Source organism: Cupriavidus oxalaticus (assembly GCF_004768545.1).
GTDB lineage: Bacteria > Pseudomonadota > Gammaproteobacteria > Burkholderiales > Burkholderiaceae > Cupriavidus > Cupriavidus oxalaticus_A.
Map to the genome: position 1 here is coordinate 3,315,881 of NZ_CP038635.1, position 21,062 is coordinate 3,336,942.

Consider the following 21,062-nt stretch of genomic DNA (forward strand, 5'->3'; position numbering starts at 1 on the left):
CGTGTTAGTAGTTGGCCGCCCCTGCGACCCGCCCGGTTGCGCTGCGAGCGCGAATCCGTAGTTGTCGTGCTGTCCCACCGGCTCCCATTTGTTGATGTTTCCCATGGGAGACGCCAATGCGAGTGATAGGACTGGATGTATCGCGATCCGTAGCCGAGATCGCCTATTTGGAGAACGGCCTGCTACGCGCCGGCGGGCGCGTAGGACTGCGACGCGATGAGCTGGAACGCTTTGCCGCTAAGCTAAAGCCCGACGACCACGTGGTACTCGAGGCGACCGGCAATACGATCGCCATTGCGAATGTGCTGACTAGTCATGTCGGCAGAGTCATCGTCGCCAACCCCCTGCAAGTCCGTCTGATTGCGGAAGCCCGCGTGAAGACGGATAAGATCGATGCGGCGATCCTCGCGCAACTCTATGCGAGTGGCTTCCTGCCCGAGGTCTGGATTCCAGACGAGGCCACCCAAGCGATGCGGCGGCAGGTGTCGCGCCGCGCCCAGATCGTGCGGCAGCGGACGCGGCTCAAGAACGAGATTCACGCTGTCCTTGCCGCACATCTCATCGAGCGGTGTCCCGCGACAGACCTGTTTGGCAAGAGAGGGCGGGCCTGGCTGAGCCTGCAGCAGCTACCCATGGACGAACGCATCGGGATCGACCAGCGGTTGCATGAGCTGGACCGGCTGGCAGAGAATCTGCAGGAGGTTGAGTGCGTCCTGGCCCAGTCCGCTATTCAGGACGACAGGCTGCGCAAGCTCCTGACCATCACCGGCGTCAACACCACCGTTGCGATCGGTTTGCTCTCGGCCATCGGCGATGTTGCTCGCTTTCGATCGCCGGAGAAATTGGTCAGCTACTTTGGCCTCAATCCTTCGGTCTACCAATCCGGTTTACAACCAGCAAAGCACGGACACATCAGCAAGCGCGGACGTTCCTACGCGCGTGCCATGCTAGTTGAGGCTGCCTGGGCCGCAGCGCAAACGGCCGGCCCCATTCGTGCCTTCTTCCTGCGCATCCGGGATCATCGCGGTCAGCAGATCGCGGCTGTTGCCACCGCGCGCAAGCTGGCAATAATCGTCTGGCACGTCCTCACGCGTAACGAATCCTTCGCCTGGGATCGCCCAGCGCTGACTGCGCGAAAGACCCGTGAGCTGGAACTGCAGGCAGGCATGCCTCCTGCGCGTCGCGGTAGCCGCAAGGGTTCTGCCGCCGCCTACAATCTAAAGTCCGTCCGGGATCTGGAGCGTGCAATCGGCGAGCAAGCCGAGCAGGCTTACCAACGCCTGTTCTCGCGCTGGAAGCAAGCGCGACCGCAGGCAAGTGCGGTACGCGCTCCGTGGCCACCAATACGGACGCCATAAACGAGTGAAAGAACAGCGGACGCCATAAACGAGTGAAAGAACAGCGGGCGCTTGTCAACTTCATCCGTGGTGTAGATCACACGCCGGATGTCGGGCGGGAACACGAAGAACGGTATGACGTGCTCCCAGGCGCGTCGCCACGACTGCACGATCATCGGGTACTTGGCTCCCCACGGGCCGTCGGCGAAGTCCTGCAGCGCCTGCCCGGCCTCTTGTTCGCTGGCCGCGCTGTAGATCGGACGCAGCGCCTGTGCCAGCACCTTGCGGTCCTTATAGTTGGCGTATTCCAGGCTGTTGCGGATCAAATGCACAATGCAGGTCTGCACCGTCGTGCGGGGATAGGCCGTGGCAACGGCCTCCGTCAACCCCTTGAGGCCGTCGACCACTGCGATCAGGATGTCCTGGCAGCCTCGGTTCTTGAGTTCATTGAAGACCTTGAGCCAGAACTTGGCGCCTTCGGTCTGCTCGACCCACAGGCCCAGCACGTCGCGCTGACCATCTGCCTGGATTCCCAATGCCAGATACACGGCCTTATTGCTGACGATGCCGTCACTGCGGATCTTGACCCGCAACGCGTCGAAGAACACGACCGGGTACATGGCCTCAAGCGGACGGTTCTGCCAGGCGATGGTCTCGGCCATGACCTCGTCGGTGACCGAGCTGATGAAGTCCGGGGAGACTTCGGTGCCGTAGCTCTCGGCCAGAAACGCCTGGATCTCGCGCACGCTCATGCCGCGCGCGTACATGGCGATAATGCGCTCATCGAAGCCGGTAAAGCGCCGTTCGTGCTTCGGGATCAGAACCGGATCGAAACTGCCATCGCGGTCGCGTGGCAGTTCGACCCGCACCGGGCCGCGGTCGGTGATCACGGTCTTGCCGCTCAGACCGTTACGCGCATTGGACTGCTCGGCCGGCTTGGGCTCGCCTGGCTTGTAGCCCAAATGCATGCTCATCTCGGCGCTCATCGCCCGCTCGATGATGGCCTTGTTGAACGCCAGCATCAGATCCTGGACCTCGCCGGGCGTCATCGGCCCTTTAACCAACTCATCAAGCAAGCCGTCAGGCAAGGCAGGCAGCGGCCCGCGGGCCGCTGCCTGAGACGCCACCGTACGTTTCTTCTTCATCGGCATATCCATGGTCATTACCTCTCATGATATGCCTCGTACACAAATTTCCGGATAGGTCCAATGCTGGGCAACAAGCCAGTACGTTTGTCACTGCACTGACCTTGCTTAACCTACTCCTGACGTGCATTGACATCGCCTTGCACTTGCATGACCTGCAACTGATCGAAGCTGCGCTGATCACAAAACAAAAAGAGGAGGCAACTTGCCCCCTCCCCCTGCTGTTCACACGTCTCGAAACTGCCTGAATCTCTGCATGATGTCGAAGCACCGGGCCACGTACGGCCGACAGCCAACTCTCAGAATCTCGTTGCCATTGCATTAACGCTCAGCGATCCATAGTACGCCGGATTTAAAGTGATGTACCGCTCTCTTCGCTGGCCGAGTTGGATCCATACGCGGCCCATGGCGATGAGGCAGTTCAAGGCTGCATCCAGCCGTGACGCGGGTCGAACCGGACCATTCCTCAGCACCAAATTCTTCTGCGCGAAGGTGAGATTCCGAGACCAGTATTGGGTGTGCAAGTAGTTCTCAAGCACTTGTGCATCCGCCTGCTCCTGCGGAATTGCAGCTTCAGGTGAAAAAATTTGCTTGAACTGGTCAATGTGCCAGTCGACGATAGCAACCGCGCGATCCAGGGTATCGACCGAGATCTTTCCCTCCTGCATCGAGTACACGTGAAGCAGTCCCGCGACACGACCCGTTATCTCCACAACCTTGGACGCAAAGTCCTTAATGTCGTGTAGATAGCACGATGGGCTCAACATCGATTCGACGTGGTTTGAATGGTAAATCCAGCGCGCGATCGCGTCTTCCGAAAACTCCAATGTCATTCGCTCCAGCGTGCCGGCGTCAACGCGACGCCCCAATTCGCCGAGCAGTTCGCGCGTTCGCGCGTGGAATTTCGGCAGATGGCACCAGCCGTCATTGTCTAGCTGAAACGTAAAGCGGGTGCCCTGCGTCGAAGCTGGACACCCGACCAGGTATCGCGCCCAGTGCCCCGATCCGCGCATGACATCGCCCCGCCGGTCAAGAAGCTGTTTGAGCACCTGGCGCTGCACCATGTAGGCAACGGTAACGCGCGGGTTGCGTACGACGATGTTTACGCCATCGCTGCGATCCATCGTCAGCATCTGCGCGCCATCCCAGGTCTTGTTCAACAATCCTGTCTGGTTAAGCACACCACCCTTGATAATGATCTCGCCCTCATCGCTGATGAAAGCGATCGATTCGCCGTCACCCTCGAGCGCATCCATGATCGCGCGTTCGGTCGCGTTTTGACGCATAATGCGCCGCAATTTCGGCTTGACTGGCTTGGCCTTTGCATGCTCGGCCATCTGATGGCGCACCTTGTCGATCGATTTCCCTTCCTGGGTCAGCTTGGTGATCTGACGACGCAGGCCTGCATCGACCGACTTCCAGATGCTCATCCGCAGTTCGTATTCTCCAGCGGCTGCCTCGTGCTCCGTCATACGCGCGTGGTCAAACTCGTAGAGTGGTGCCGCGACCAGATTGTGCACGCCCGTCTTCCGTTCGCCGGAATCGGCAACCACGAGCAGATTCAGCGAAAGCGGACGAATCTGGCCCGTCGGCAGACGCACGTCGTATAGGCCCTGCGCCGACACGGACATGCTCGTCAAGAACTCCATGGCCACCAATGCGTCCGGCGCCTGAACGTGCCTCATGACTTCCTCTACTGCTTCCCTGATAACGAGATGAAGCGAACTCAACGGGTAAGGCGGAGGCGTGATCAAGGAATTCATGCGAGTCTCCTCGTAGCTGGGCCGGCAAGGCATGCAAATGCCATTTGCATGATGTCGCGTAGGCTTTCCCCGTGTTTGGTATAGATCTTCAATGACATGCACCGAGTCGAAGAACAAGGTGCATGCTCCTTCCTGACGTTCATTCTCCTTCTCTCCAGAATGACTAGCTCACGGTTGTACTCCATCCATCCCACCCGAGCCCGGGTGAGTAGGCCGAATACAGCGAGAAATCGGGCGTTCACGAGCATTTGGTCGACAGCGCTCTTAGCTTCCACGAGGAGTCGCATCCTTAGGACAGAGGCTAGCCAGCGAGACATTCCCTACAGGTTTCGCGGCGTCGCTTGATGCCGGCAAGACGGAACCGCAACAATTACAACGGACGTTCTCGCCCTTCTCCGTACGCTGTTTGCGCTCGCTCTCAAGCAGCGAGCGGAAGCCGCCGATGGAGAGAAACAATCCCATACTGGACAAATGAGCCAAGATCGCTTTCTGCGGCACTTGGCGGCCTAATGCGCGCTCGATTGCTGGGTACAGCTTCTTGAATAAACCCGCTTTTTGCTGCTGCTTGCCCGGCTGTAGTGCATTCAGCTGTTCGATCAACTGTTCTGCATCCGCCAGTGTGATGCTGTCGGTGGTATTTTGAGGGTCCATCGTTGATTTCTCGTGCAGGTATGTTGGCAGCCTGATACGGCGCTCTTGATTACAGTAGGCCGCGTGCCCTAGCGGTTGATTAGCTGCTCGACTGCGTCGGCAGGCCACAGCAACCGGCGATTCGGCAGCTTGACCGGACGCAGTTGGAAATAGCTGCCGGTCTGCGAGTAGCGCTTCCGGATCGACTGGGCGCTCATACCCAGTGCCGTGGCGAGTTCTTCCGTCGTCAGGAGGCGATCGCTCGCGCGGTCGACTGCGGGGCGCCGCGCAAGCGACGTGCTGCAGGCATGTTGGGGATGCTTGGGCGGCTCGGCGTCGGAACCGGCGCGATCAAAAATCCGTGTCGGCGGATGCGGGTTGACAGACATTGCTGTGCTCCTAGGTCATGGAGGAAAGTGGCTCCATGCTAAGGAATTGATCGCCGTCGATCGATATACTCTTGGGAAGCCCTTGGACGGAATAAATGACGCAACGGAAAGTTGACAACTCCCTGTACACCCACCTCAAGAGCGTCATCAATCAGGCGCTCCCCCTGGAGTACGCCATCCGAGCGGCAAGAGAGACGAACCTTCACGAGCTTGAACAACTTTCGGAAATTGATCTGAGAATCAGGCAACACTGGATCGCCCTTGGTGCGAGTGAAGCCGAAATCGACGCGGAATCCCTGATGGATGTTGCTTGGGACATGATCCAGATCGGTTTTCCACTGATGCGTAGGCACGGGCGGCTGTACCCGACCCGCGAGTTCGACGAGCTTATTGGTCGCGGCATGCACGATATGCAAAAGATCTTTCGCGCGGATGCCAGACAATTCATCATCCCGGCTTCTCGCTACTTCCGGGTGTGCGACCTACTGCGGGGAAACGATATTCTAGGGCTCCTCAAAACTGTCGCCAGCTGCCTACGGGATGCGAGAAGCATTGACGCGCCAAGTGAAATTGAGCTGGAAAGATTCGTGCGTGGGATCCGCGAGCCTATTCATCTCCATCCCGGAATCGATTACGTTCTCCGTGCGCGCAGGAAAGGGGAGCGAACGGTGACCTGCTTCGGCATCGATTTGGACCCGGAAATCGAGTTTTCCATCCCGGACTTGAAGCGTCAAATCAGAGAGTTTCTTTACCAGTATGCGGCGTTCAGACAGTCCGGCCGCCCACGCGATCGGAATGCATCTGAGTTGCTTAACGAACTCTTAGATGACGAGATGTTCGGCCGCGCCGCTAACCATCAGGTATCCCGGCTCGATGGGTATATGAGCATCCTGTCCGGCTTGTACTGCTGGGACCTCGTCCAGCGATATCGCCAGGAGGGAAGGAAGTCCTTCCTCGGTGATGCCATCGCACACACTCAAGAGATTTACCCCAAGAGTAGCCGGGAAGTCGACGACCAAGCCATCAGAAAGAACTATTACACCGTGCGGGAAGCGATCAAGAAGGTGCCATTCGCACCGTAATTGCGAAGGTCTCGCAGCAGAGCCAAAGCACGGAAATTGCTGCGCATTCCATCACCCGCTCCCCGCAAGTGGATGGGTGTCTGGCCAAACTGAGATGCTCACCGCGCAAGCGCATAGCCGTCCCTGGAGAGGAAAGGAACACCCCTGCAAGGAATCAAGAATGCGCGTCAGAGGCAAGGGCAAGGTGGGTGTTCGTTTGCCGTGACGTCGCCAAGCGCCGCAGTTCAGAAGTTGTAGCTGATCGCGCCCTGATTCTCCGTGATGGAGCGGTTCGCCAGAAGCTTGGCGATGATCGCCTCGACCTCGCGCTCGGCGAGATCGTGCGCCTTGAACATAGCCTTGATGTGCTTGGCAAGTGTCGACCGGCGCCGAGGCCTGGCAGGCTTGCGAGATCTCGCCAAGATCTCGCGGGCACGATCGGCGCTGGGCCCGTTGCCGCCTGCGGCTGTTTTCCCCAAGGCGATTGCTTTTACCGTGCCCTTTGACGCGCTCGTTGGCGCGCCTTTGGTCGCGGCTGCCTTCTCAGGCTTGGCGGGCTTGCCTCGTATCAAAGATTTGACAGGGATCAAGCTCGGGGTCGTAGCCGTCGGCTCCTTCTCCGGGGGTGCAGCCAGTGACTGCAGCGTTGGTGGCATTGGCGCCGCTTCAAGCTTGGTCACGGACAATTCAACCGTCAGGCTTGGCACCTGTGGCGCGTCGGCGTCAAATGGCGCCGCGAGACGGCTCGTCGAGCCAAAGGCCTCCTCGAGCGTTGCCACCCTTCGGGCCGACACGCCCGCATCGACGTTGAGCCATGCGAGCAGCGGGTCGAAGCCCTTGTCCTTGGAGAGAACGACCACCGGTCCCTTTTCGCCGGCCTCGACCATCCGGCCGAGCTCGAAGGCGATGTGGAAGTCGAGCGCATTGGGCCCAGCGCCGCTCGCTCGCACCCAGCGCGCCTTGTCGCCAAGGGCATGCAGCCCCATCGCTAACTCGATCGGAACCTTCCTCTGGCTTTCGCCAGCGAAGACTGTCAAGCGAGCATCGCCCAAGCGTGCAAAATCAATCGACTGGACATTCTCGAAGTCGACAAGCACAACACCCCCTTGACCCATACTACCCTCCGATGTTGCCGGCCACCCACCGCTGAGCGGCGCCGAGCGCTCTTCTGCGACGTACGGCTCTGCGGCCGCCGGAGAAGTTTAGCCTAAAGGGTCTAAATAGCCACAGGGAAGCGGAGGACACACTGGAAGCCACACGGCCTAATGGCCCCCTTTCACCCCTCGTCGTTAGCGGCTGCCCAAGCTGCCGACCAAGGATTCAAGGCGTCCCTGTTACAGCATCCAGGGCTTCGACTTCCACATTCGCAACCGGACGGGGCGGCATCCCCATTGTGCTTTGCGGTGTGCCTACTTCACCAAAGTATCCGAGCGACTACAACGCCGACTCCTCGCATACCGGCAGCGCATCTAATGAAGGGTTGCGTCGACGTGAGCTAGCGACTTCGCGAAAGGAAGGTTGGGTGTCATTGGACGCGCGCCGAGGATTTCGACGCTGATCAACGTGGAGCAACGTTGACTGCAAACGCCTACATGGCGCCTACACGGAACCCGTAAATACAAAAGGGTTACAGGCATATCACCCGTAACCCTTTGAATTTTTTGGTGCCGGCTGCAGGACTCGAACCCGCCACCTGATGATTACAAATCAACTGCTCTACCTGATGAGCTAAGCCGGCATGTCTGGTGCAGACCGCGATTCTACTGCATCGCAGCCCACTTGGGGATGGCTTACTTCACCACCTTCAACGCTGGCTTCTTGCCGCCGATGCGAGGCACCGGGGGCGGCGTTTCGTCGTCGCCCGGGTCGGAGTCGGCGGTGGTGGCCGGGGTCTCGGCTTCCACCGGGGCCAGCTTGGGCGGCGGGTTGTTTTCGCGCTCGGTGGCGGCCTGCGTTTCCGGCACGCTGCGTTCGACCGGGAAGGCCATGCCCTGCCCGTTCTCGCGGGCGTAGATGGCCAGCACGTTCTCGACGGGAACGTCGATCTTGCGCGAGACACCGCCAAAGCGCGCACTGAAGGTGATCCACTCGTTACCCATATCCAGGCCGCTAGTGGCGTCGAAGCTCACGTTGAGCACGATCTCGTTGTTCTTGACGAACTCGCGCGGCACGTTGGTGTTGGCATCGACGAACACGGCGATGTACGGCGTGAAGCCGTTATCCGTGCACCACTCATAAATGGCGCGGATCAGGTAAGGCTTGGTGGAGGTTTCAGGCATTGTGCTTCCAGTGGCGCCGGGTGGCCCGAGGGCGGATGCCTTCGGGCCGGTGCCGATTAGCGGCGCATCACCTTCTCGGAGGGGGTGAGCGCTTCGATGTACGCGGGACGGCTGAAAATGCGTTCAGCATACTTCAACAGCGGCGCGGCGTTTTTCGACAGCTCGATGCCGTAGTGGTCCAGGCGCCACAGCAGCGGCGCGATGGCGACGTCGAGCATCGAGAACTCTTCGCCCAGCATGTACTTGTTCTTGACGAAGATCGGCGCGAGCTGCGTCAAACGGTCGCGGATCGCGGCGCGGGCGCGTTCGTGGTTCTTCTCCGCGGCCTTGCCCTTTTCGTTCTCGAGCGTGTACACGTGCGTGAACAGTTCCTTTTCGAAATTGAACAGGAACAGTCGGGCACGGGCGCGCTGGACCGGGTCGGCCGGCATCAGCTGCGGGTGCGGGAAGCGCTCGTCGATGTATTCGTTGATGATGTTCGACTCATACAGGATGAGGTCGCGCTCGACCAGGATGGGTACCTGGCCGTAGGGGTTCATCACCGAAATATCTTCGGGCTTGTTGAACAGGTCGACGTCGCGGATTTCAAAATCCATGCCCTTTTCGAACAGGACAAGGCGGCAACGTTGGGAAAACGGGCAAGTCGTACCCGAATACAACACCATCATGGTTGGATTCCTTGGGCTTAGCCGGAGCTGGGTCGGACGGTAAGGTCTGCCATTCTGCCAAAAGCGGACACCGAAAAGCAAATAAGTGGCATTTAATCCACTTACCCCGGCATATTTCATCACCCTGGCACAATGAAAAAGGCCAGAGCGATGCTGCCTTCGCAACGTCCGCATCTGGCCTTCGGCGTGGCTGCCCGCCTCCGGGCCGCCACCAGCAAGACTTACTTCACATCCTTCCAGTAGGCCGCGTTCAGGCGCCATGCAAAGACGGTGAATATGCCCAGGAACAGCAGCACCCACACGCCAAGGCGCTTGCGGTGATTCTGCGCGGGTTCTGCCATCCAGTCGAGGAAGCCGACCAGGTCGGCGGTGGCCTGGTCATATTCGACCTTGCTCATCTTGCCCTGGCTCAGTTGCTCGAAGCCGGCGAACTTGTGCACCTTCTCGCCATGCTCTTCCACTTCCGTAAACTTGGCGGCGCGCTGGCCCTGCAGTTCCCACAGCACGTGCGGCATGCCGACGCTCGGGAACACGAGGTTGTTCCAGCCCGTCGCGCGGCTGTCGTCACGGTAGAAGGTGCGCAGGTAGGTATAGAGCCAGTCGTCGCCGCGGGCACGCGCGATCACTGACAGGTCCGGCGGTTGCGCGCCGAAGAAGGCCTTGGCTTCCTTCGGCTGCATGGCGATGGTCATGGTCTCGCCAACCTTGTCCGCTGTGAACAGCAGGTTCTGGCGGATCTGGTCGTCGGTGAGGCCGATGTCCTTGAGCCGGTTGTAGCGCATCATCGATGCGCCGTGGCAGTTCAGGCAGTAGTTGACGAACAGCTTGGCGCCGCGCTGCAGCGACGACAGGTCGGCAGTGTTCACCGGTGCCGGCTCCAGCGGGAAGCCTCCCTCTGATGCCATGGCGGGCGCGCCGGCAAAGCAGGCGCCGGCCAGCGCGATGATCGAAAGCAGCTTTTTCATCTTGTGTCCTTGTGCTCTTGTCGGGGTTCGCGTCGCTCAGTGCGGGTGGAACGTGACACGCTCAGGCACCGGCTTGAACTCGCCGGCACGGCTCCACAGCGGCATGGTCAGGAAGAAGGCGAAGTACAGCAGCGTACCGAGCTGCGAAACCTTCTCACCAACCGGCGACGGCGGTTGCACGCCGAGATAGCCGAGCACCAGGAACACCACCACAAAGACGATCAGGATGGACTTGTGGAAAGCGGGACGATAGCGGATGGACTTGACCGGCGAGCAGTCCAGCCACGGCAGGAAGAACAGGATCACGACCGAGCCGCCCATCACCAGCACGCCCCAGAACTTGGCGTCGATGAAGTAGAAGCCCACGGCCAGGATCACGGCGATGGCAATCGCACCGATCTTGACGCGTGCGTCCTTGCTGCGCAGGAACACCATGCCGAGCAGCAGCGCGAAGAACACCCACAGGATCGGCAGGAAGTTCGACGTGGTGGCACGCAGCATCGAGTAGAACGGCGTGAAGTACCAGACCGGCGCGATATGCGGCGGAGTCTTCAGCGGGTCAGCCGGGAAGAAGTTGTTATGCTCCAGGAAATAGCCGCCCACTTCCGGGAAGAAGAAGATCACCGCCGAGAAGATGATCAGGAAGCCGGCAACGCCCAGCGTGTCGTGCACCGAGTAGTACGGGTGGAAGGGGATGCCATCCAGCGGCACGCCGTTCTCGTCCTTCTTGGTCTTGATCTCGACGCCGTCCGGGTTGTTCGAGCCCACTTCGTGCAGCGCGATGATGTGCGCGATCACCAGGGCCAGCAGCACCAGCGGCACCGCGATGACGTGGAACGAGAAGAAGCGGTTCAGCGTGGCATCGCTCACCACGTAGTCGCCGCGGATGAACAGCGACAGGTCCTGGCCGATCACGGGAATCGCCGAGAAAAGGTTCACGATCACCTGCGCGCCCCAGTACGACATCTGGCCCCACGGCAGCAGGTAGCCCATGAAGGCTTCCGCCATCAGGCACAGGAAGATCAGGCAGCCGAAGATCCAGACCAGTTCACGCGGCTTGCGGTACGAACCGTACAGCAGCCCGCGGAACATATGCAGGTAGACCACGACAAAGAAGGCCGAGGCGCCGGTCGAATGCATGTAGCGCACCAGCCAGCCCCACGGGACTTCGCGCATGATGTATTCCACGCTGGCGAAGGCCACGGGAATGCCGGCGGCGTTGAGCGTGCCGTCCGGCTTGTAGTTCATCACCAGGAAAATACCCGTGACGATCTGAATCACCAGCACCAGCAGCGCCAGCGAACCGAAGAAGTACCAGAAGTTGAAGTTCTTCGGCGCGTAGTACTTGGAAAGGTGGTCTTCCCACAGTTGCGTTGCCGGGAAACGGGCGTCGATCCAGCCCATCAGGCCGGTCGTCTTGACTTGTTTTTCGGCCGCCATGATCAGGCTTCTCCTTTCTCATCCTTGCCGATCACGATCTTGGTGTCAGTCAGGAATTGGTAGGGGGGAACATCGAGATTTTGCGGAGCCGGCTTGTTCTTGAAGACGCGCCCGGCCAGGTCGAACGTGGAGCCGTGGCAAGGGCAAAGGAAACCGGGATCGGCGCCGAGTTGGGGATTGGCACCGGAAGCGAAGGGGCCGGAAGGCGAGCAGCCAAGGTGGGAACAGATGCCGACCACGACCAGGACGTCCTTGTGTTCTGCGCGCGAACGGGTTTCGTTCTTGCAGTAATCCGGCGTCTGCATGGTAAAAGGAATTTCGGAATTCGGATCGGCCACCTCGCCGTCCGTCTTCTTCAGCGACGCCAGCTGTTCCTCGGTCCGCTTCATGATCCAGACCGGCTTGCCGCGCCATTCGACAGTCATCATCTCGCCCGGCTTCAGCGCACCGATATCTGCTTCGACTGGCGCACCCGCGGCCTTGGCTTTCTCCGATGGTGCAAAGGTACTGACGAAAGGAACCGCTACCGCCACGCCTCCGACGCCGCCAGCGACGGATGTCGCGATCAACCAATTGCGGCGACCTTTATCCACGCTCTTCACGTCTTGCTGGTCACTCATTCCAAACCCCAGGGGAAGTCAATTTAGATTTTGCGTCAACCATAAAGTGTACCTTAGACATCTGCGCACTAGATAGGCGCAAATTGCCTTGTCCTTGATCGATAATCGGACATGCAAGCCGGGAATCCGCCTCCAGACTTGCTTTCCGGGCAGTGATGCGGCAGGCTGACAGCTTGATACCGTTCATCGCTAGCAACAAGAAGGAGAACCCCCCATGGGCATGGTCTCGGAATTCAGGACCTTCGCAATGCGCGGCAACGTCATCGACCTCGCGGTCGGTGTGATCATTGGCGCTGCATTCGGAAAAATTGTGGATTCAGTGGTCAATGACCTGATCATGCCGGTAGTGGGCCGCGTCGTCGGCAAGCTGGACTTCTCTAGTATGTTCGTCACGCTGGCCGATCCACCGCCTGGAACGCCATTGACGCTGGACGCGTTGAAGAAGGCTGGTGTGCCCGTATTTGCCTATGGCAGTTTCCTGACTATCGTTGTCAACTTTGTGATCCTGGCCTTCATCATCTTCATGATGGTGCGCGCGTTCAACAAGATGCGCGAGAAGGAGCCGCCCCCGCCGCCGGCCGCGCCGCCTGAAGAAGTGGTGCTACTGCGCGAGATCCGCGACGCCCTCAAGACGCGCTGAGCCCAGAACGATAAAACGGCCCCGATGGGGCCGTATTGTTTTGGGTCAGACAGGATTGGGAATATCGATGAATGTGTGCCGCAATCCGAAGCGTTGCGCCACATGTTCGCCCAGTGAGCGGATGCCGTAGCGCTCGGTGGCGTGATGGCCGGCGGCCAGATACGCCACGCCGCTCTCGCGCGCGAGGTGCGTGGTCTGCTCCGAGACCTCGCCGCTGAGGTAGGCATCGACGCCCGCGGCTACCGCCGCATCGAAATAACCCTGCGCCCCACCAGTACACCAGCCGATCGTGCGGATCATCTGCTCCGGCTCTCCGATTGACAGCGGCTCGCGCCCGAGCACGCCGCCGACGTGTGCCGCCAGCGCGGACAGCGGCATCGGCGCGGGCAAGGTGCCGGTCCAGCCGAGCTGGTCATCGCTGAAACGCCCGGTCGGCGTGAAGCCGAGTTGCAGCCCGAGCTGCGCGTTGTTGCCGAATTCCGGATGGTTGTCCAGCGGCAGGTGGAAGGCGAACAGGTTGATGTCGGCGCCAAGCAGCCGCTTCAAACGCGCGTGCTTCTGCCCGACCACACGCGCATCTTCGTTTTTCCAGAAATAGCCGTGATGGACCAGGATGGCATCGGCGCCGGCTTCGGCCGCGGCCTCGACCAGTGCCAGGCTCGCCGTGACGCCGGTGACGACGTGAGTGACTTCCGGTCGACCTTGCACTTGCAGCCCGTTGGGACAATAGTCCTTGTAACGGGAAACCTCTAACAGGTCGTTCAAGTACAATTCAAGCTCTTTTGTTTTCATTTCCTGCTCAAAACTCCAATATGTTGCGGCGCTTTTGGCTGTTCTTTGCCCAGGCTGTCACCGTCGTGCTGGCGGTCTGGTTCGTCGTGGCAACGCTCAAGCCTGATTGGCTGCAGAGGGGGCGCGTCGCGGTCCAATCCGGGTCGCCGATCGTGGCGCTCAAGGAAGTCGTGCCTAACGTGTCCGGCCCTGCCGCCGAAGGGTCTTACAGTGAAGCCGCACAGTCCGCCATGCCGGCGGTGGTGAATATTTTTACCAGCAAGAACGGCAACAAGCGCTCGCCCAACCCGCAGGCCGAGGATCCGTGGTTCCGCTTCTTCTTTGGCGACCGCCTGCCTGAGCGGCAGGAGCCGGTGTCGAGCCTGGGATCAGGAGTGATTGTCAGTGCCGAGGGTTACATTCTAACCAACCACCACGTAGTGGATGGCGCCGACGAGATCGAGATCGCGCTGACCGATGGCCGCAAGGCCAACGCCAAGGTGGTCGGCTCCGACCCCGAGACCGACCTGGCTGTGCTCAAGGTGACGCTGAAGGACCTGCCCGCGATCACGCTGGGCCGGCTGGAGAACGTCAAGGTCGGCGATGTGGTGCTGGCGATCGGCAATCCGTTCGGCGTGGGCCAGACGGTGACGATGGGCATCGTGTCGGCGCTGGGTCGGAGCCATCTCGGCATCAATACCTTCGAGAATTTCATCCAGACCGACGCGGCGATCAACCCGGGCAATTCGGGCGGTGCGCTGGTTGACGCACAGGGCAACCTGCTGGGCATCAATACGGCGATCTACTCGCGTTCGGGCGGCTCGCTCGGGATTGGCTTTGCGATCCCGGTATCCACGGCCAAGCAAGTGATGGAGTCGATAATTTCCACCGGAAGCGTCACACGCGGCTGGATCGGCGTCGAGCCGCAGGACATGACGCCGGAAATCGCCGAATCGTTCGGCCTCGATGCCAAGGAAGGCGCACTGATCGCCGCGGTGGTCCAGGGCGGCCCGGCCGACAAGGCCGGCGTGAAGCCGGGCGATGTGCTGACCAAGGTGGATGGCTCGTCGATCACCGACACGACAGCGCTGTTGAATGCCATCGCCCAGCTCAAGCCGGGTGTCGACATCAAGATGATGGTGATCCGACGCGGCAAGCCTACCGAACTGACGGTAACGATTGGCAAGCGCCCGCCTCCGCCGCGCCGGGCGATGCCGTTCGAAGAGGAGGAGTGAGACCGAGTCGTTCCCGGCCTGGATGCAAAACCCCGCTAGCGATGGCGGGGTTTTTTATTGCGCGAAGGATGGGCTGACCCAGTGAAGGTTGACGGGCAGCGGCGCGACTGCCGGTGGGCTAGACAAGCGAACGAATGCGCGAAAGTCGAATCAGTGCCGCGCACTTTTTCCGATCGTTGCGGCCCAGTTCAGCTCGTAGCCCGTTGCCCATGCCCGAACCCCGAACCCCGAGCCACGAACCACGACCCTCCTGTTGCGTAACAGTACGCGCCGCGACGCTGTACAGAGGTCCCGGCTGGCTCCCGCCTGGTCGTGAGCCTCTGCCCCGACGCCAAGACTTCTCAGACAAGACAAAAGGCCGGCATCCTTGCGGACGCCGGCCTTCTGCAAGCCAATCTCAAGCGAGCTTACGCTCGCGCTGGATTAGAACTTGTGGCGCAGACCAACCACAGCACCGAACTGATCCTTGTTCGGCTGAACGTTGGTGGTCGTGGCGGTGTTGAAGCCGTTCACGCCCAGGGCCGAGCCCTTGTCGTTCAGAGCGTACGACAGCGAGGTGTACACGTCGGTACGCTTCGACAGCGCGTAGTCGGCCGTGATCACGAATTGCCACGGATCTGCGTCGCTCTTGCGGAAGTCCTGGTAGTAAGCAGCGCCCGACAGCGAGAACGCCGGGGTCAGTTGGTAGCCCAGACCCAGCCAGTACAGGTTGGACGAGGTCGACGTGGTGACAACACCGTTGTCAACCGTCGTGCCGCCCGTCAGCGGGGCGCCGTCGAAAGCCTTGGCCCAGCGATAGCCAGCGTACACCTTGGCCGGACCGAAGGCGTAGTTGGCGCCAACGGTAGCGCGGCGGGTGCGCTGACCGCTTTGGTCAACACCAGCAGCCGACACGGTGCCGTGGATTTCGTCGTAGGCAGCGCCAACCGAGAACGGGCCAGCTGCGTAGTTCAGCAGCGCGCCGTACTGTTGGCCGCGGCGGAACGCGCCAGCGGTTTCTTGGCCGTTGTTGTTGAAGCTGTAGAAAGCCGATGCGGTCAGGCCACCGAAGGTGCCGATGTACTTGACGGTGTTGTCAGCGCGAGCAGCAAACTGGGAGTCTTGAGCCAGGATGCCATAACGCGACGAGATGGCCATCGGGTCATAGATCAGACCGAAGTCATAGAACGAGGTCTGTTGACGGCCCAGCAGCAGCGAGCCGTATTGGCTTTGCAGACCGACGTAAGCTTGACGACCGAACAGACGACCGCCTTGGGCCGAAGTACCGTTGTCCAGTTCGAAACCGCTTTCCAGCACGAACACGCCCTTCAGGCCGCCGCCCAGATCTTCCACGCCACGCAGGCCCCAGCGCGAACCGGATTGGTTACCCGACGCCATACGGAACAGGTCGTCGCCAGCGGCGTTGGCATTGGTGTTGTACTCGAGGCCAACGTCAGCCACGCCGTACAGGGTCACGCTCGATTGGGCATACGCGCCGCCAGCGGCCAGAGCGGCGACGGCAGCAGCAAACAGTTTCATCTTCATATCGACACTTTCCTTGTCAACTGATTGGGAAATCTTGGTTGCCCAAGTGCTTGGGCGACGTATTTACATTCACGTCTGCTGCGTATTATGTGCCAGCCCCCCCAGCCCTCAGAAGGCTTTTTCGGCGTAAACCACGCTTACCAACGGTTTTTGTTGTGATCGAACAACACGGCTGGGCAAAAAAATCCCCGTTTTGGTGCAAAAACGGGGTGGATGGCTCGGTATACCTACCTCAGCGGTATTAGTCCGTCTGCGTTTCCGCTGAAGCCTCGGTTTGTGCGGCCGGACGGCCGACGAAGCGCGCCATGACCAGCCCAAGTTCATAGAGCAGCACCAGCGGAACCGCCAGCAGCAACTGCGACAGCACATCGGGCGGCGTCACGATGGCGGCGATGATAAACGCCCCCACGATCACATACGGGCGGATCTGCTTGAGCTTTTCCAGTTCGACCACGCCGAACCGGACGAGCACGATCACCACCACCGGCACCTCGAAGGTGATGCCGAAGGCCAGGAAGGTAGTCATGGCGAAGCTGAGGTACTTGTCGATGTCGGTCGACATGTCCGCACCCAGCGGCGCGTTGTAGTGCGCCATGAAGTGGAACACCGTCGGGAACACCAGGAAGTACGCAAACGCCACGCCACAGAGGAACAGGATGTAGCTGCTCGAGACCAGCGGCAGGATCAGCCGCTTCTCATGCTGGTACAGCCCGGGCGCGACAAACTGCCAGACCTGGTACAGCACCCATGGCAGCGCGATCAGGAACGCCACCAGCAACGTGACCTTCATCGGCACGAAGAACGAGCCGGTGACGTCGGTCACGATCATCTTGCCGCCCTTGGGCAGCGACTGCATCAGCGGCGCCGCAAACAGGTTGAAGATGACCGGCGCCCAGTAGACCAGGCAAACGAAGACCAGGATGATCCCGGCCACCGCCTTGACCAGGCGCTGGCGCAACTCGATCAGGTGGGAAATGAAGGTTTCCTGCTGCGACTCGTCTTGCGGGTCTTGGGGATCTGGGGACCGGGTGTCGCTCATGGCGTGGACCGCTCAGCCGCGCAGGCTGGCAAGGTGGGATCGATGATGCCGCTCGGCGCGGCGCGGTTGGACGGGCATGGCGATGGCGGCGGCAGCCCCGGCATGGGCCGGCACGCGCAACATGCTCACTCGAAGAAGGAACGGGACGGCCGGCTGGCCGGGCGGTGGCGCTTCACGCGCGCGGCGCCCGACTGCACCCAGACCCGCACATTGTGCTGGCGCTTGAACCACAGCGGCCGCGCGCCCTGCTTCACGCGCCAGCTCTTGCGGCCGTTGTGAGCCTTGTGCGCCGCGTCCCAGCTTGGCACGAAGCTGTCGCCGCCGGCGCTGACGCCTTCGGTGCCCGCTTCAGTGCCGCCGAGCGCTTCGTTCAGTGCCTGGGTCTGCTCGCTGACTTCCTTGTGGATGGTGCGCTCGACGTCGCGCGCCGCTTCCTCGAATTCAGAGCGCATCTTGCGCAATTCTTCCAGCTCGACTTCGCGGCTGACCTCGGCCTTGACGTCATTGATATAGCGTTGCGCGCGGCCGACCAGAGCGCCAACGGTGCGGGCGACCTTGGGCAGCCGCTCGGGACCGATCACGATCAGTGCCACGGCACCGATCAGCGCCAGCTTGGAAATGCCGAGATCAATCATGCGGACATCATGCGGAAGACAGCGGGGACGCGGGGCTGCGCACAGGCAGCCACGATCGCGGGAAGGGGATAGCGCACCGCCGGCTTACTGCTGCTGGCGCGACTTTTCCTTGGCTTCTACGTCGATAGTGGTGGAGTCGCGCAGTTCCTTGGACTGGGCGGCCTGGGCCGACTTTTCCTTGTCTTCGCCGTCCTTCATGCCATCCTTGAAACCCTTGACCGCGCCGCCCAGGTCCTGGCCGATATTGCGCAGCTTCTTGGTGCCAAACACAAGCATGACGATCACCAGCACGATCAGCCAGTGCCAAATGCTAAACGAACCCATCTCTTGCTCCTGGTGAAGCCTCGGGCGTAGTCATAGTCGCCCGGACCCGTTGTTCCGTCCCGTTATGGCCGCGCCGGGCGACGGTTGCCGGCGCAGCATTTGCCCCGGCGTTGCCGCCCGGGCGCTCCCATGCCAAGGCTGCCCGTTCAGGGCAGCGGTCCCTTCCACTCGTGGCGCGGCCCACCGAGCACATGCAGATGCAGGTGGTAGATTTCCTGGCCGCCGTCCGGCCCGGTATTGATCACCGTCCGGAAGCCGTTGCCACAGCCTGCCGCGCGCGCCAGTTCAGGCACCTTCAGCATCATTCTAGCAAGCACCTCCCCTTCGCCGGCGCCGCAATCGGCCAGCGAGTCGACATGCGACTTGGGGATGACCAGCAGGTGTACCGGGGCCTTGGGATGGATATCGTGAAAGGCCACCATGTCGTCGTCTTCGTACACCTTGCGCGACGGTATCCGGCCGGCCACGATCTTGCAGAAGATGCAATTATCCTGAACGTTCATGAAAATTTTATTGCGGCGAACCCTGCACCCCGAGGGTACCGTGTCCGCCCGGCATCAGAACTGCTGATCCGGGTACATCGGCTTGCTGTCGTTGAGGTACAGCCAGCCCTTGACGATACGATACAGCATCCACAGCGACAGCACGGCCCACACCGCAAACGCCAGCGGCATCAGCACCACGGTGGCGAACAGCACGCCGCCCAGCACCGCCCACGCCACCGACCACCAGAACGAGCGGATCTGCCATGCGAAGTGCGAGGCATACAGCGAACCGCGCGCGTCGTCGCGCTTGACGTAGTCGATGATGATAGCGATCAGCGCGGTGATGCCGCCGGTCAGCCAGAAGATCGCGTACAGCGCGTACAGGATATGCAGCAGCTTGCGCAGGCTGCTCTGCTGTTCGCTGCTGGGGCCGGTAACCTGCGCGGTATAGTCGTTCGCCATGTTTGCCCTTGTTCTGCGATGGCCTGCCTCGCGGCAGGCGGGAAACTGGCCAGCACAGCGACTGGTCAGCAGGTCAGCCCTCTTCCTTGCGCCGGGCTTTTTCTTCCAGGCCGGAGAGCCCTTCTCGCCGTGCCAGTTCGTTGACCACGTCGTCCGGGCCCAGCCCGAAGTTTGCCAGCAACACCAGGGTGTGGAACCACAGGTCCGCCACCTCATAGACCAGCTTGCCGGCCTCGCTGCCGCTGTGGCCGGCAGCGCGCGCGTCCTTGGCCGCCATCACGGTCTCGGTGGCTTCCTCGCCGATCTTCTTCAGGATCGCGTCGTCGCCCTTGCTGTACAGCTTGGCAACATAGGACTTGGCGGGGTCGCCGCCATTGGCGGGCTTGCGCGATTCGAGCACTTCGGCCACGCGTGCCAGCACATCGCTGCTGCTCGGTTGGGTGTCGCTCATGGCTTGGTATAGATCTGTGCAGGGTCTTTCAACACGGGCTCGACGGTCTGCCAGTCACCCGCCTCCGCATCGCCCTCGAATTTCTGGAAGAAGCAGGAATGGCGCCCGGTATGGCAGGCGATGCTGTCCACCTGCGTGACCTTGAGCAGCACCACGTCCTCGTCGCAGTCGAGGCGGATCTCATGCACCTTCTGCACGTGGCCGGACTCTTCGCCCTTGTGCCACAGGCGCTTGCGCGAGCGCGACCAGAACACGGCCTCGCCCAGTTCCACGGTGCGCTGCAGCGCGTCGCGGTTCATGAACGCGAACATCAGCACGTCGTTCGAACCCACTTCCTGCACGATCACCGGCACCAGGCCGTTATCGTCCCACTTGACCTTGTTGAGCCACTTCTTTGCCATGATCAGATCCGCACGGGAATGCCCTCGCGGGCCATGAATGCCTTGGCTTCGCCCACGGTATGCTGGCCGTAGTGGAAGATGCTGGCGGCCAGCACCGCGTCGGCGCGGCCCTTGGTGATGCCGTCGGCGAGGTCCTGCAGCCCGCCGACGCCGCCCGAGGCGATCACCGGCACCGGCACCGCGTCGCTGACGGCGCGGGTCAGTTCCAGGTCGAAGCCGCTCTTGGTGCCGTCGCGGTCCATGCTGGTCAGCAGGATCTCGCCGGCGCCGCGCGCGGCCATTTCACGCGCCCATTCGACCGCGTCCAGGCCGGTAGCCTTGCGCCCGCCGTGGGTGAAGACTTCCCAGCGCGACGGCTCGCCCGGGGCGGAGCTGCGCTTGGCATCGATCGCCACCACGATGCACTGCGAACCGTATTTGGCGGTGGCGTCGGACACCAGCTGCGGGTTGGCGATGGCCGACGAGTTGACGCTGATCTTGTCCGCGCCGGCATTGAGCAGGCGCCGCACGTCTTCGACCGTGCGCACGCCGCCGCCGACCGTCAGCGGAATGAACACCTGCGAGGCGACGTCCTCGATGATATGCAGCATCAGGTCGCGCCCGTCGCTGGTGGCGGTGATGTCGAGGAATGTGATTTCGTCGGCGCCCTGCTCGTCATAGCGGCGCGCGATTTCCACGGGGTCGCCCGCATCGCGCAGCTCGACGAAGTTGACGCCCTTGACCACCCGCCCGTTGGTCACGTCCAGGCAGGGGATGATACGTTTGGCTAGCATGAGAGTCCTTGTCCGCCGCCGCGCC

At 61.2% G+C, this 21,062-nt stretch carries 23 protein-coding genes, 1 tRNA gene and 1 pseudogene; 4 read left to right on the forward strand and 21 right to left on the reverse strand.

Going from position 1 to position 21,062, the window contains the following annotated elements; translation table 11 throughout:
- The first annotated feature begins 116 nt into the window (after positions 1-116).
- The gene (locus E0W60_RS26085) at positions 117-1,358 is read left to right on the forward strand and encodes an IS110 family transposase (RefSeq protein WP_135706049.1); all 1,242 of its coding nucleotides are present in this window, start codon (positions 117-119) and stop codon (positions 1,356-1,358) included.
- 53 nt (positions 1,359-1,411) lie between these two features.
- Here the strand turns inward: E0W60_RS26085 and E0W60_RS26090 are convergent.
- The 4 genes and pseudogenes from E0W60_RS26090 to E0W60_RS37610 all read right to left on the reverse strand — a co-directional run.
- Positions 1,412-2,488 (reverse strand): annotated as a pseudogene (locus E0W60_RS26090) (IS256 family transposase); the annotation flags it as partial.
- Positions 2,489-2,781: 293 nt separating this feature from the next.
- Complete coding sequence (locus E0W60_RS26095) at positions 2,782-4,245, reverse strand: YfjI family protein (protein WP_135706050.1); 1,464 nt, start codon at positions 4,243-4,245, stop codon at positions 2,782-2,784.
- Between the two features lie 264 nt (positions 4,246-4,509).
- Positions 4,510-4,896, reverse strand: a complete 387-nt coding sequence (locus E0W60_RS26100; protein ID WP_205751641.1) for a hypothetical protein — start codon at positions 4,894-4,896, stop codon at positions 4,510-4,512.
- A gap of 68 nt (positions 4,897-4,964) precedes the next feature.
- Positions 4,965-5,264: a helix-turn-helix transcriptional regulator gene (locus E0W60_RS37610; protein ID WP_240745904.1), complete on the reverse strand. Its 300-nt coding sequence runs from the start codon at positions 5,262-5,264 to the stop codon at positions 4,965-4,967.
- A 95-nt stretch (positions 5,265-5,359) separates the two neighbouring features.
- On the opposite strand from E0W60_RS37610, the gene E0W60_RS26110 reads away from it, so the two are divergent.
- A complete protein-coding gene (locus E0W60_RS26110; protein ID WP_135706051.1) occupies positions 5,360-6,346 on the forward strand; it encodes a hypothetical protein in 987 nt (328 codons plus the stop codon).
- A 224-nt stretch (positions 6,347-6,570) separates the two neighbouring features.
- On the opposite strand, the gene E0W60_RS26115 is transcribed toward E0W60_RS26110, so the two are convergent.
- From E0W60_RS26115 to petA, 7 genes are all read right to left on the reverse strand, one after another.
- Complete coding sequence (locus tag E0W60_RS26115) at positions 6,571-7,422, reverse strand: PIN domain-containing protein (protein ID WP_240745905.1); 852 nt, start codon at positions 7,420-7,422, stop codon at positions 6,571-6,573.
- Positions 7,423-7,987: 565 nt separating this feature from the next.
- Positions 7,988-8,063 (reverse strand) — tRNA-Thr (locus E0W60_RS26120).
- Between the two features lie 52 nt (positions 8,064-8,115).
- Complete coding sequence (locus E0W60_RS26125; RefSeq protein WP_133093480.1) at positions 8,116-8,604, reverse strand: ClpXP protease specificity-enhancing factor; 489 nt, start codon at positions 8,602-8,604, stop codon at positions 8,116-8,118.
- 56 nt (positions 8,605-8,660) lie between these two features.
- A complete protein-coding gene (locus E0W60_RS26130; RefSeq protein ID WP_010812311.1) occupies positions 8,661-9,272 on the reverse strand; it encodes a glutathione S-transferase N-terminal domain-containing protein in 612 nt (203 codons plus the stop codon).
- 221 nt (positions 9,273-9,493) lie between these two features.
- Positions 9,494-10,237: a cytochrome c1 gene (locus E0W60_RS26135; RefSeq protein ID WP_133093479.1), complete on the reverse strand. Its 744-nt coding sequence runs from the start codon at positions 10,235-10,237 to the stop codon at positions 9,494-9,496.
- A 36-nt stretch (positions 10,238-10,273) separates the two neighbouring features.
- Positions 10,274-11,677, reverse strand: a complete 1,404-nt coding sequence (locus tag E0W60_RS26140; RefSeq protein ID WP_135706053.1) for a cytochrome b — start codon at positions 11,675-11,677, stop codon at positions 10,274-10,276.
- Positions 11,678-11,679: 2 nt separating this feature from the next.
- Positions 11,680-12,297, reverse strand: coding sequence for a ubiquinol-cytochrome c reductase iron-sulfur subunit (gene petA, locus E0W60_RS26145; protein ID WP_133093477.1), 618 nt, complete (start codon positions 12,295-12,297; stop codon positions 11,680-11,682).
- A 214-nt stretch (positions 12,298-12,511) separates the two neighbouring features.
- Here petA and mscL point away from each other — a divergent pair, with 214 nt between their 5' ends.
- Complete coding sequence (mscL, locus tag E0W60_RS26150; protein ID WP_133093476.1) at positions 12,512-12,937, forward strand: large conductance mechanosensitive channel protein MscL; 426 nt, start codon at positions 12,512-12,514, stop codon at positions 12,935-12,937.
- 45 nt (positions 12,938-12,982) lie between these two features.
- Here the strand turns inward: mscL and E0W60_RS26155 are convergent, their stop codons facing one another.
- Positions 12,983-13,729, reverse strand: a complete 747-nt coding sequence (locus tag E0W60_RS26155) for a Nif3-like dinuclear metal center hexameric protein (protein WP_133093475.1) — start codon at positions 13,727-13,729, stop codon at positions 12,983-12,985.
- A gap of 20 nt (positions 13,730-13,749) precedes the next feature.
- On the opposite strand from E0W60_RS26155, the gene E0W60_RS26160 reads away from it, so the two are divergent.
- Positions 13,750-14,943, forward strand: coding sequence for a Do family serine endopeptidase (locus tag E0W60_RS26160; protein ID WP_133093474.1), 1,194 nt, complete (start codon positions 13,750-13,752; stop codon positions 14,941-14,943).
- Positions 14,944-15,366: 423 nt separating this feature from the next.
- Here the strand turns inward: E0W60_RS26160 and E0W60_RS26165 are convergent, their stop codons facing one another.
- The 9 genes from E0W60_RS26165 to hisF all read right to left on the reverse strand — a co-directional run bounded on the left by E0W60_RS26165 (position 15,367) and on the right by hisF (position 21,037).
- Positions 15,367-16,467, reverse strand: coding sequence for a porin (locus E0W60_RS26165; protein ID WP_133093473.1), 1,101 nt, complete (start codon positions 16,465-16,467; stop codon positions 15,367-15,369).
- A 241-nt stretch (positions 16,468-16,708) separates the two neighbouring features.
- On the reverse strand, positions 16,709-17,506 hold the full coding sequence (gene tatC, locus E0W60_RS26170; protein WP_133093472.1) for a twin-arginine translocase subunit TatC: 798 nt from the start codon (positions 17,504-17,506) through the stop codon (positions 16,709-16,711).
- 125 nt (positions 17,507-17,631) lie between these two features.
- Positions 17,632-18,141, reverse strand: coding sequence for a Sec-independent protein translocase protein TatB (tatB, locus tag E0W60_RS26175; RefSeq protein WP_133093471.1), 510 nt, complete (start codon positions 18,139-18,141; stop codon positions 17,632-17,634).
- Between the two features lie 84 nt (positions 18,142-18,225).
- Entirely contained in the window at positions 18,226-18,465 is a 240-nt protein-coding gene (gene tatA, locus E0W60_RS26180; RefSeq protein WP_133093470.1) for a Sec-independent protein translocase subunit TatA, read from the reverse strand.
- Between the two features lie 146 nt (positions 18,466-18,611).
- Positions 18,612-18,968: a histidine triad nucleotide-binding protein gene (locus tag E0W60_RS26185; RefSeq protein WP_133093469.1), complete on the reverse strand. Its 357-nt coding sequence runs from the start codon at positions 18,966-18,968 to the stop codon at positions 18,612-18,614.
- 54 nt (positions 18,969-19,022) lie between these two features.
- On the reverse strand, positions 19,023-19,412 hold the full coding sequence (locus E0W60_RS26190; RefSeq protein WP_133093468.1) for a DUF4870 family protein: 390 nt from the start codon (positions 19,410-19,412) through the stop codon (positions 19,023-19,025).
- A gap of 73 nt (positions 19,413-19,485) precedes the next feature.
- Positions 19,486-19,863, reverse strand: a complete 378-nt coding sequence (locus E0W60_RS26195) for a phosphoribosyl-ATP diphosphatase (protein ID WP_133093467.1) — start codon at positions 19,861-19,863, stop codon at positions 19,486-19,488.
- Positions 19,860-20,264 (reverse strand): phosphoribosyl-AMP cyclohydrolase, encoded by a 405-nt coding sequence (gene hisI / locus E0W60_RS26200; protein WP_063241227.1) that lies wholly within the window; start codon positions 20,262-20,264, stop codon positions 19,860-19,862. Before hisI ends, E0W60_RS26195 begins: the two co-directional genes overlap by 4 nt.
- Positions 20,265-20,266: 2 nt before the next feature.
- Entirely contained in the window at positions 20,267-21,037 is a 771-nt protein-coding gene (gene hisF, locus E0W60_RS26205; RefSeq protein ID WP_063241228.1) for an imidazole glycerol phosphate synthase subunit HisF, read from the reverse strand.
- Positions 21,038-21,062: the final 25 nt, after the last annotated feature.

What these genes read in the sequence shown, in the direction of transcription:
- mscL (WP_133093476.1), top strand. Translation starts at nt 12,512, where the DNA reads ATGGGCATGGTCTCGGAATTCAGGACCTTCGCAATGCGCGGCAACGTC.
- E0W60_RS26160 (WP_133093474.1), top strand. Translation starts at nt 13,750, where the DNA reads ATGTTGCGGCGCTTTTGGCTGTTCTTTGCCCAGGCTGTCACCGTCGTG.
- E0W60_RS26165 (WP_133093473.1), bottom strand. Translation starts at nt 16,467, where the DNA reads ATGAAGATGAAACTGTTTGCTGCTGCCGTCGCCGCTCTGGCCGCTGGC.
- E0W60_RS26095 (WP_135706050.1), bottom strand. Translation starts at nt 4,245, where the DNA reads ATGAATTCCTTGATCACGCCTCCGCCTTACCCGTTGAGTTCGCTTCAT.
- E0W60_RS26140 (WP_135706053.1), bottom strand. Translation starts at nt 11,677, where the DNA reads ATGGCGGCCGAAAAACAAGTCAAGACGACCGGCCTGATGGGCTGGATC.
- E0W60_RS26155 (WP_133093475.1), bottom strand. Translation starts at nt 13,729, where the DNA reads ATGAAAACAAAAGAGCTTGAATTGTACTTGAACGACCTGTTAGAGGTT.
- E0W60_RS26185 (WP_133093469.1), bottom strand. Translation starts at nt 18,968, where the DNA reads ATGAACGTTCAGGATAATTGCATCTTCTGCAAGATCGTGGCCGGCCGG.
- E0W60_RS26110 (WP_135706051.1), top strand. Translation starts at nt 5,360, where the DNA reads ATGACGCAACGGAAAGTTGACAACTCCCTGTACACCCACCTCAAGAGC.
- E0W60_RS37610 (WP_240745904.1), bottom strand. Translation starts at nt 5,264, where the DNA reads ATGTCTGTCAACCCGCATCCGCCGACACGGATTTTTGATCGCGCCGGT.
- petA (WP_133093477.1), bottom strand. Translation starts at nt 12,297, where the DNA reads ATGAGTGACCAGCAAGACGTGAAGAGCGTGGATAAAGGTCGCCGCAAT.
- hisF (WP_063241228.1), bottom strand. Translation starts at nt 21,037, where the DNA reads ATGCTAGCCAAACGTATCATCCCCTGCCTGGACGTGACCAACGGGCGG.
- E0W60_RS26195 (WP_133093467.1), bottom strand. Translation starts at nt 19,863, where the DNA reads ATGAGCGACACCCAACCGAGCAGCAGCGATGTGCTGGCACGCGTGGCC.
- E0W60_RS26135 (WP_133093479.1), bottom strand. Translation starts at nt 10,237, where the DNA reads ATGAAAAAGCTGCTTTCGATCATCGCGCTGGCCGGCGCCTGCTTTGCC.
- tatC (WP_133093472.1), bottom strand. Translation starts at nt 17,506, where the DNA reads ATGAGCGACACCCGGTCCCCAGATCCCCAAGACCCGCAAGACGAGTCG.
- tatB (WP_133093471.1), bottom strand. Translation starts at nt 18,141, where the DNA reads ATGATTGATCTCGGCATTTCCAAGCTGGCGCTGATCGGTGCCGTGGCA.
- hisI (WP_063241227.1), bottom strand. Translation starts at nt 20,264, where the DNA reads ATGGCAAAGAAGTGGCTCAACAAGGTCAAGTGGGACGATAACGGCCTG.
- tatA (WP_133093470.1), bottom strand. Translation starts at nt 18,465, where the DNA reads ATGGGTTCGTTTAGCATTTGGCACTGGCTGATCGTGCTGGTGATCGTC.
- E0W60_RS26100 (WP_205751641.1), bottom strand. Translation starts at nt 4,896, where the DNA reads ATGGACCCTCAAAATACCACCGACAGCATCACACTGGCGGATGCAGAA.
- E0W60_RS26085 (WP_135706049.1), top strand. Translation starts at nt 117, where the DNA reads ATGCGAGTGATAGGACTGGATGTATCGCGATCCGTAGCCGAGATCGCC.
- E0W60_RS26125 (WP_133093480.1), bottom strand. Translation starts at nt 8,604, where the DNA reads ATGCCTGAAACCTCCACCAAGCCTTACCTGATCCGCGCCATTTATGAG.
- E0W60_RS26190 (WP_133093468.1), bottom strand. Translation starts at nt 19,412, where the DNA reads ATGGCGAACGACTATACCGCGCAGGTTACCGGCCCCAGCAGCGAACAG.
- E0W60_RS26130 (WP_010812311.1), bottom strand. Translation starts at nt 9,272, where the DNA reads ATGATGGTGTTGTATTCGGGTACGACTTGCCCGTTTTCCCAACGTTGC.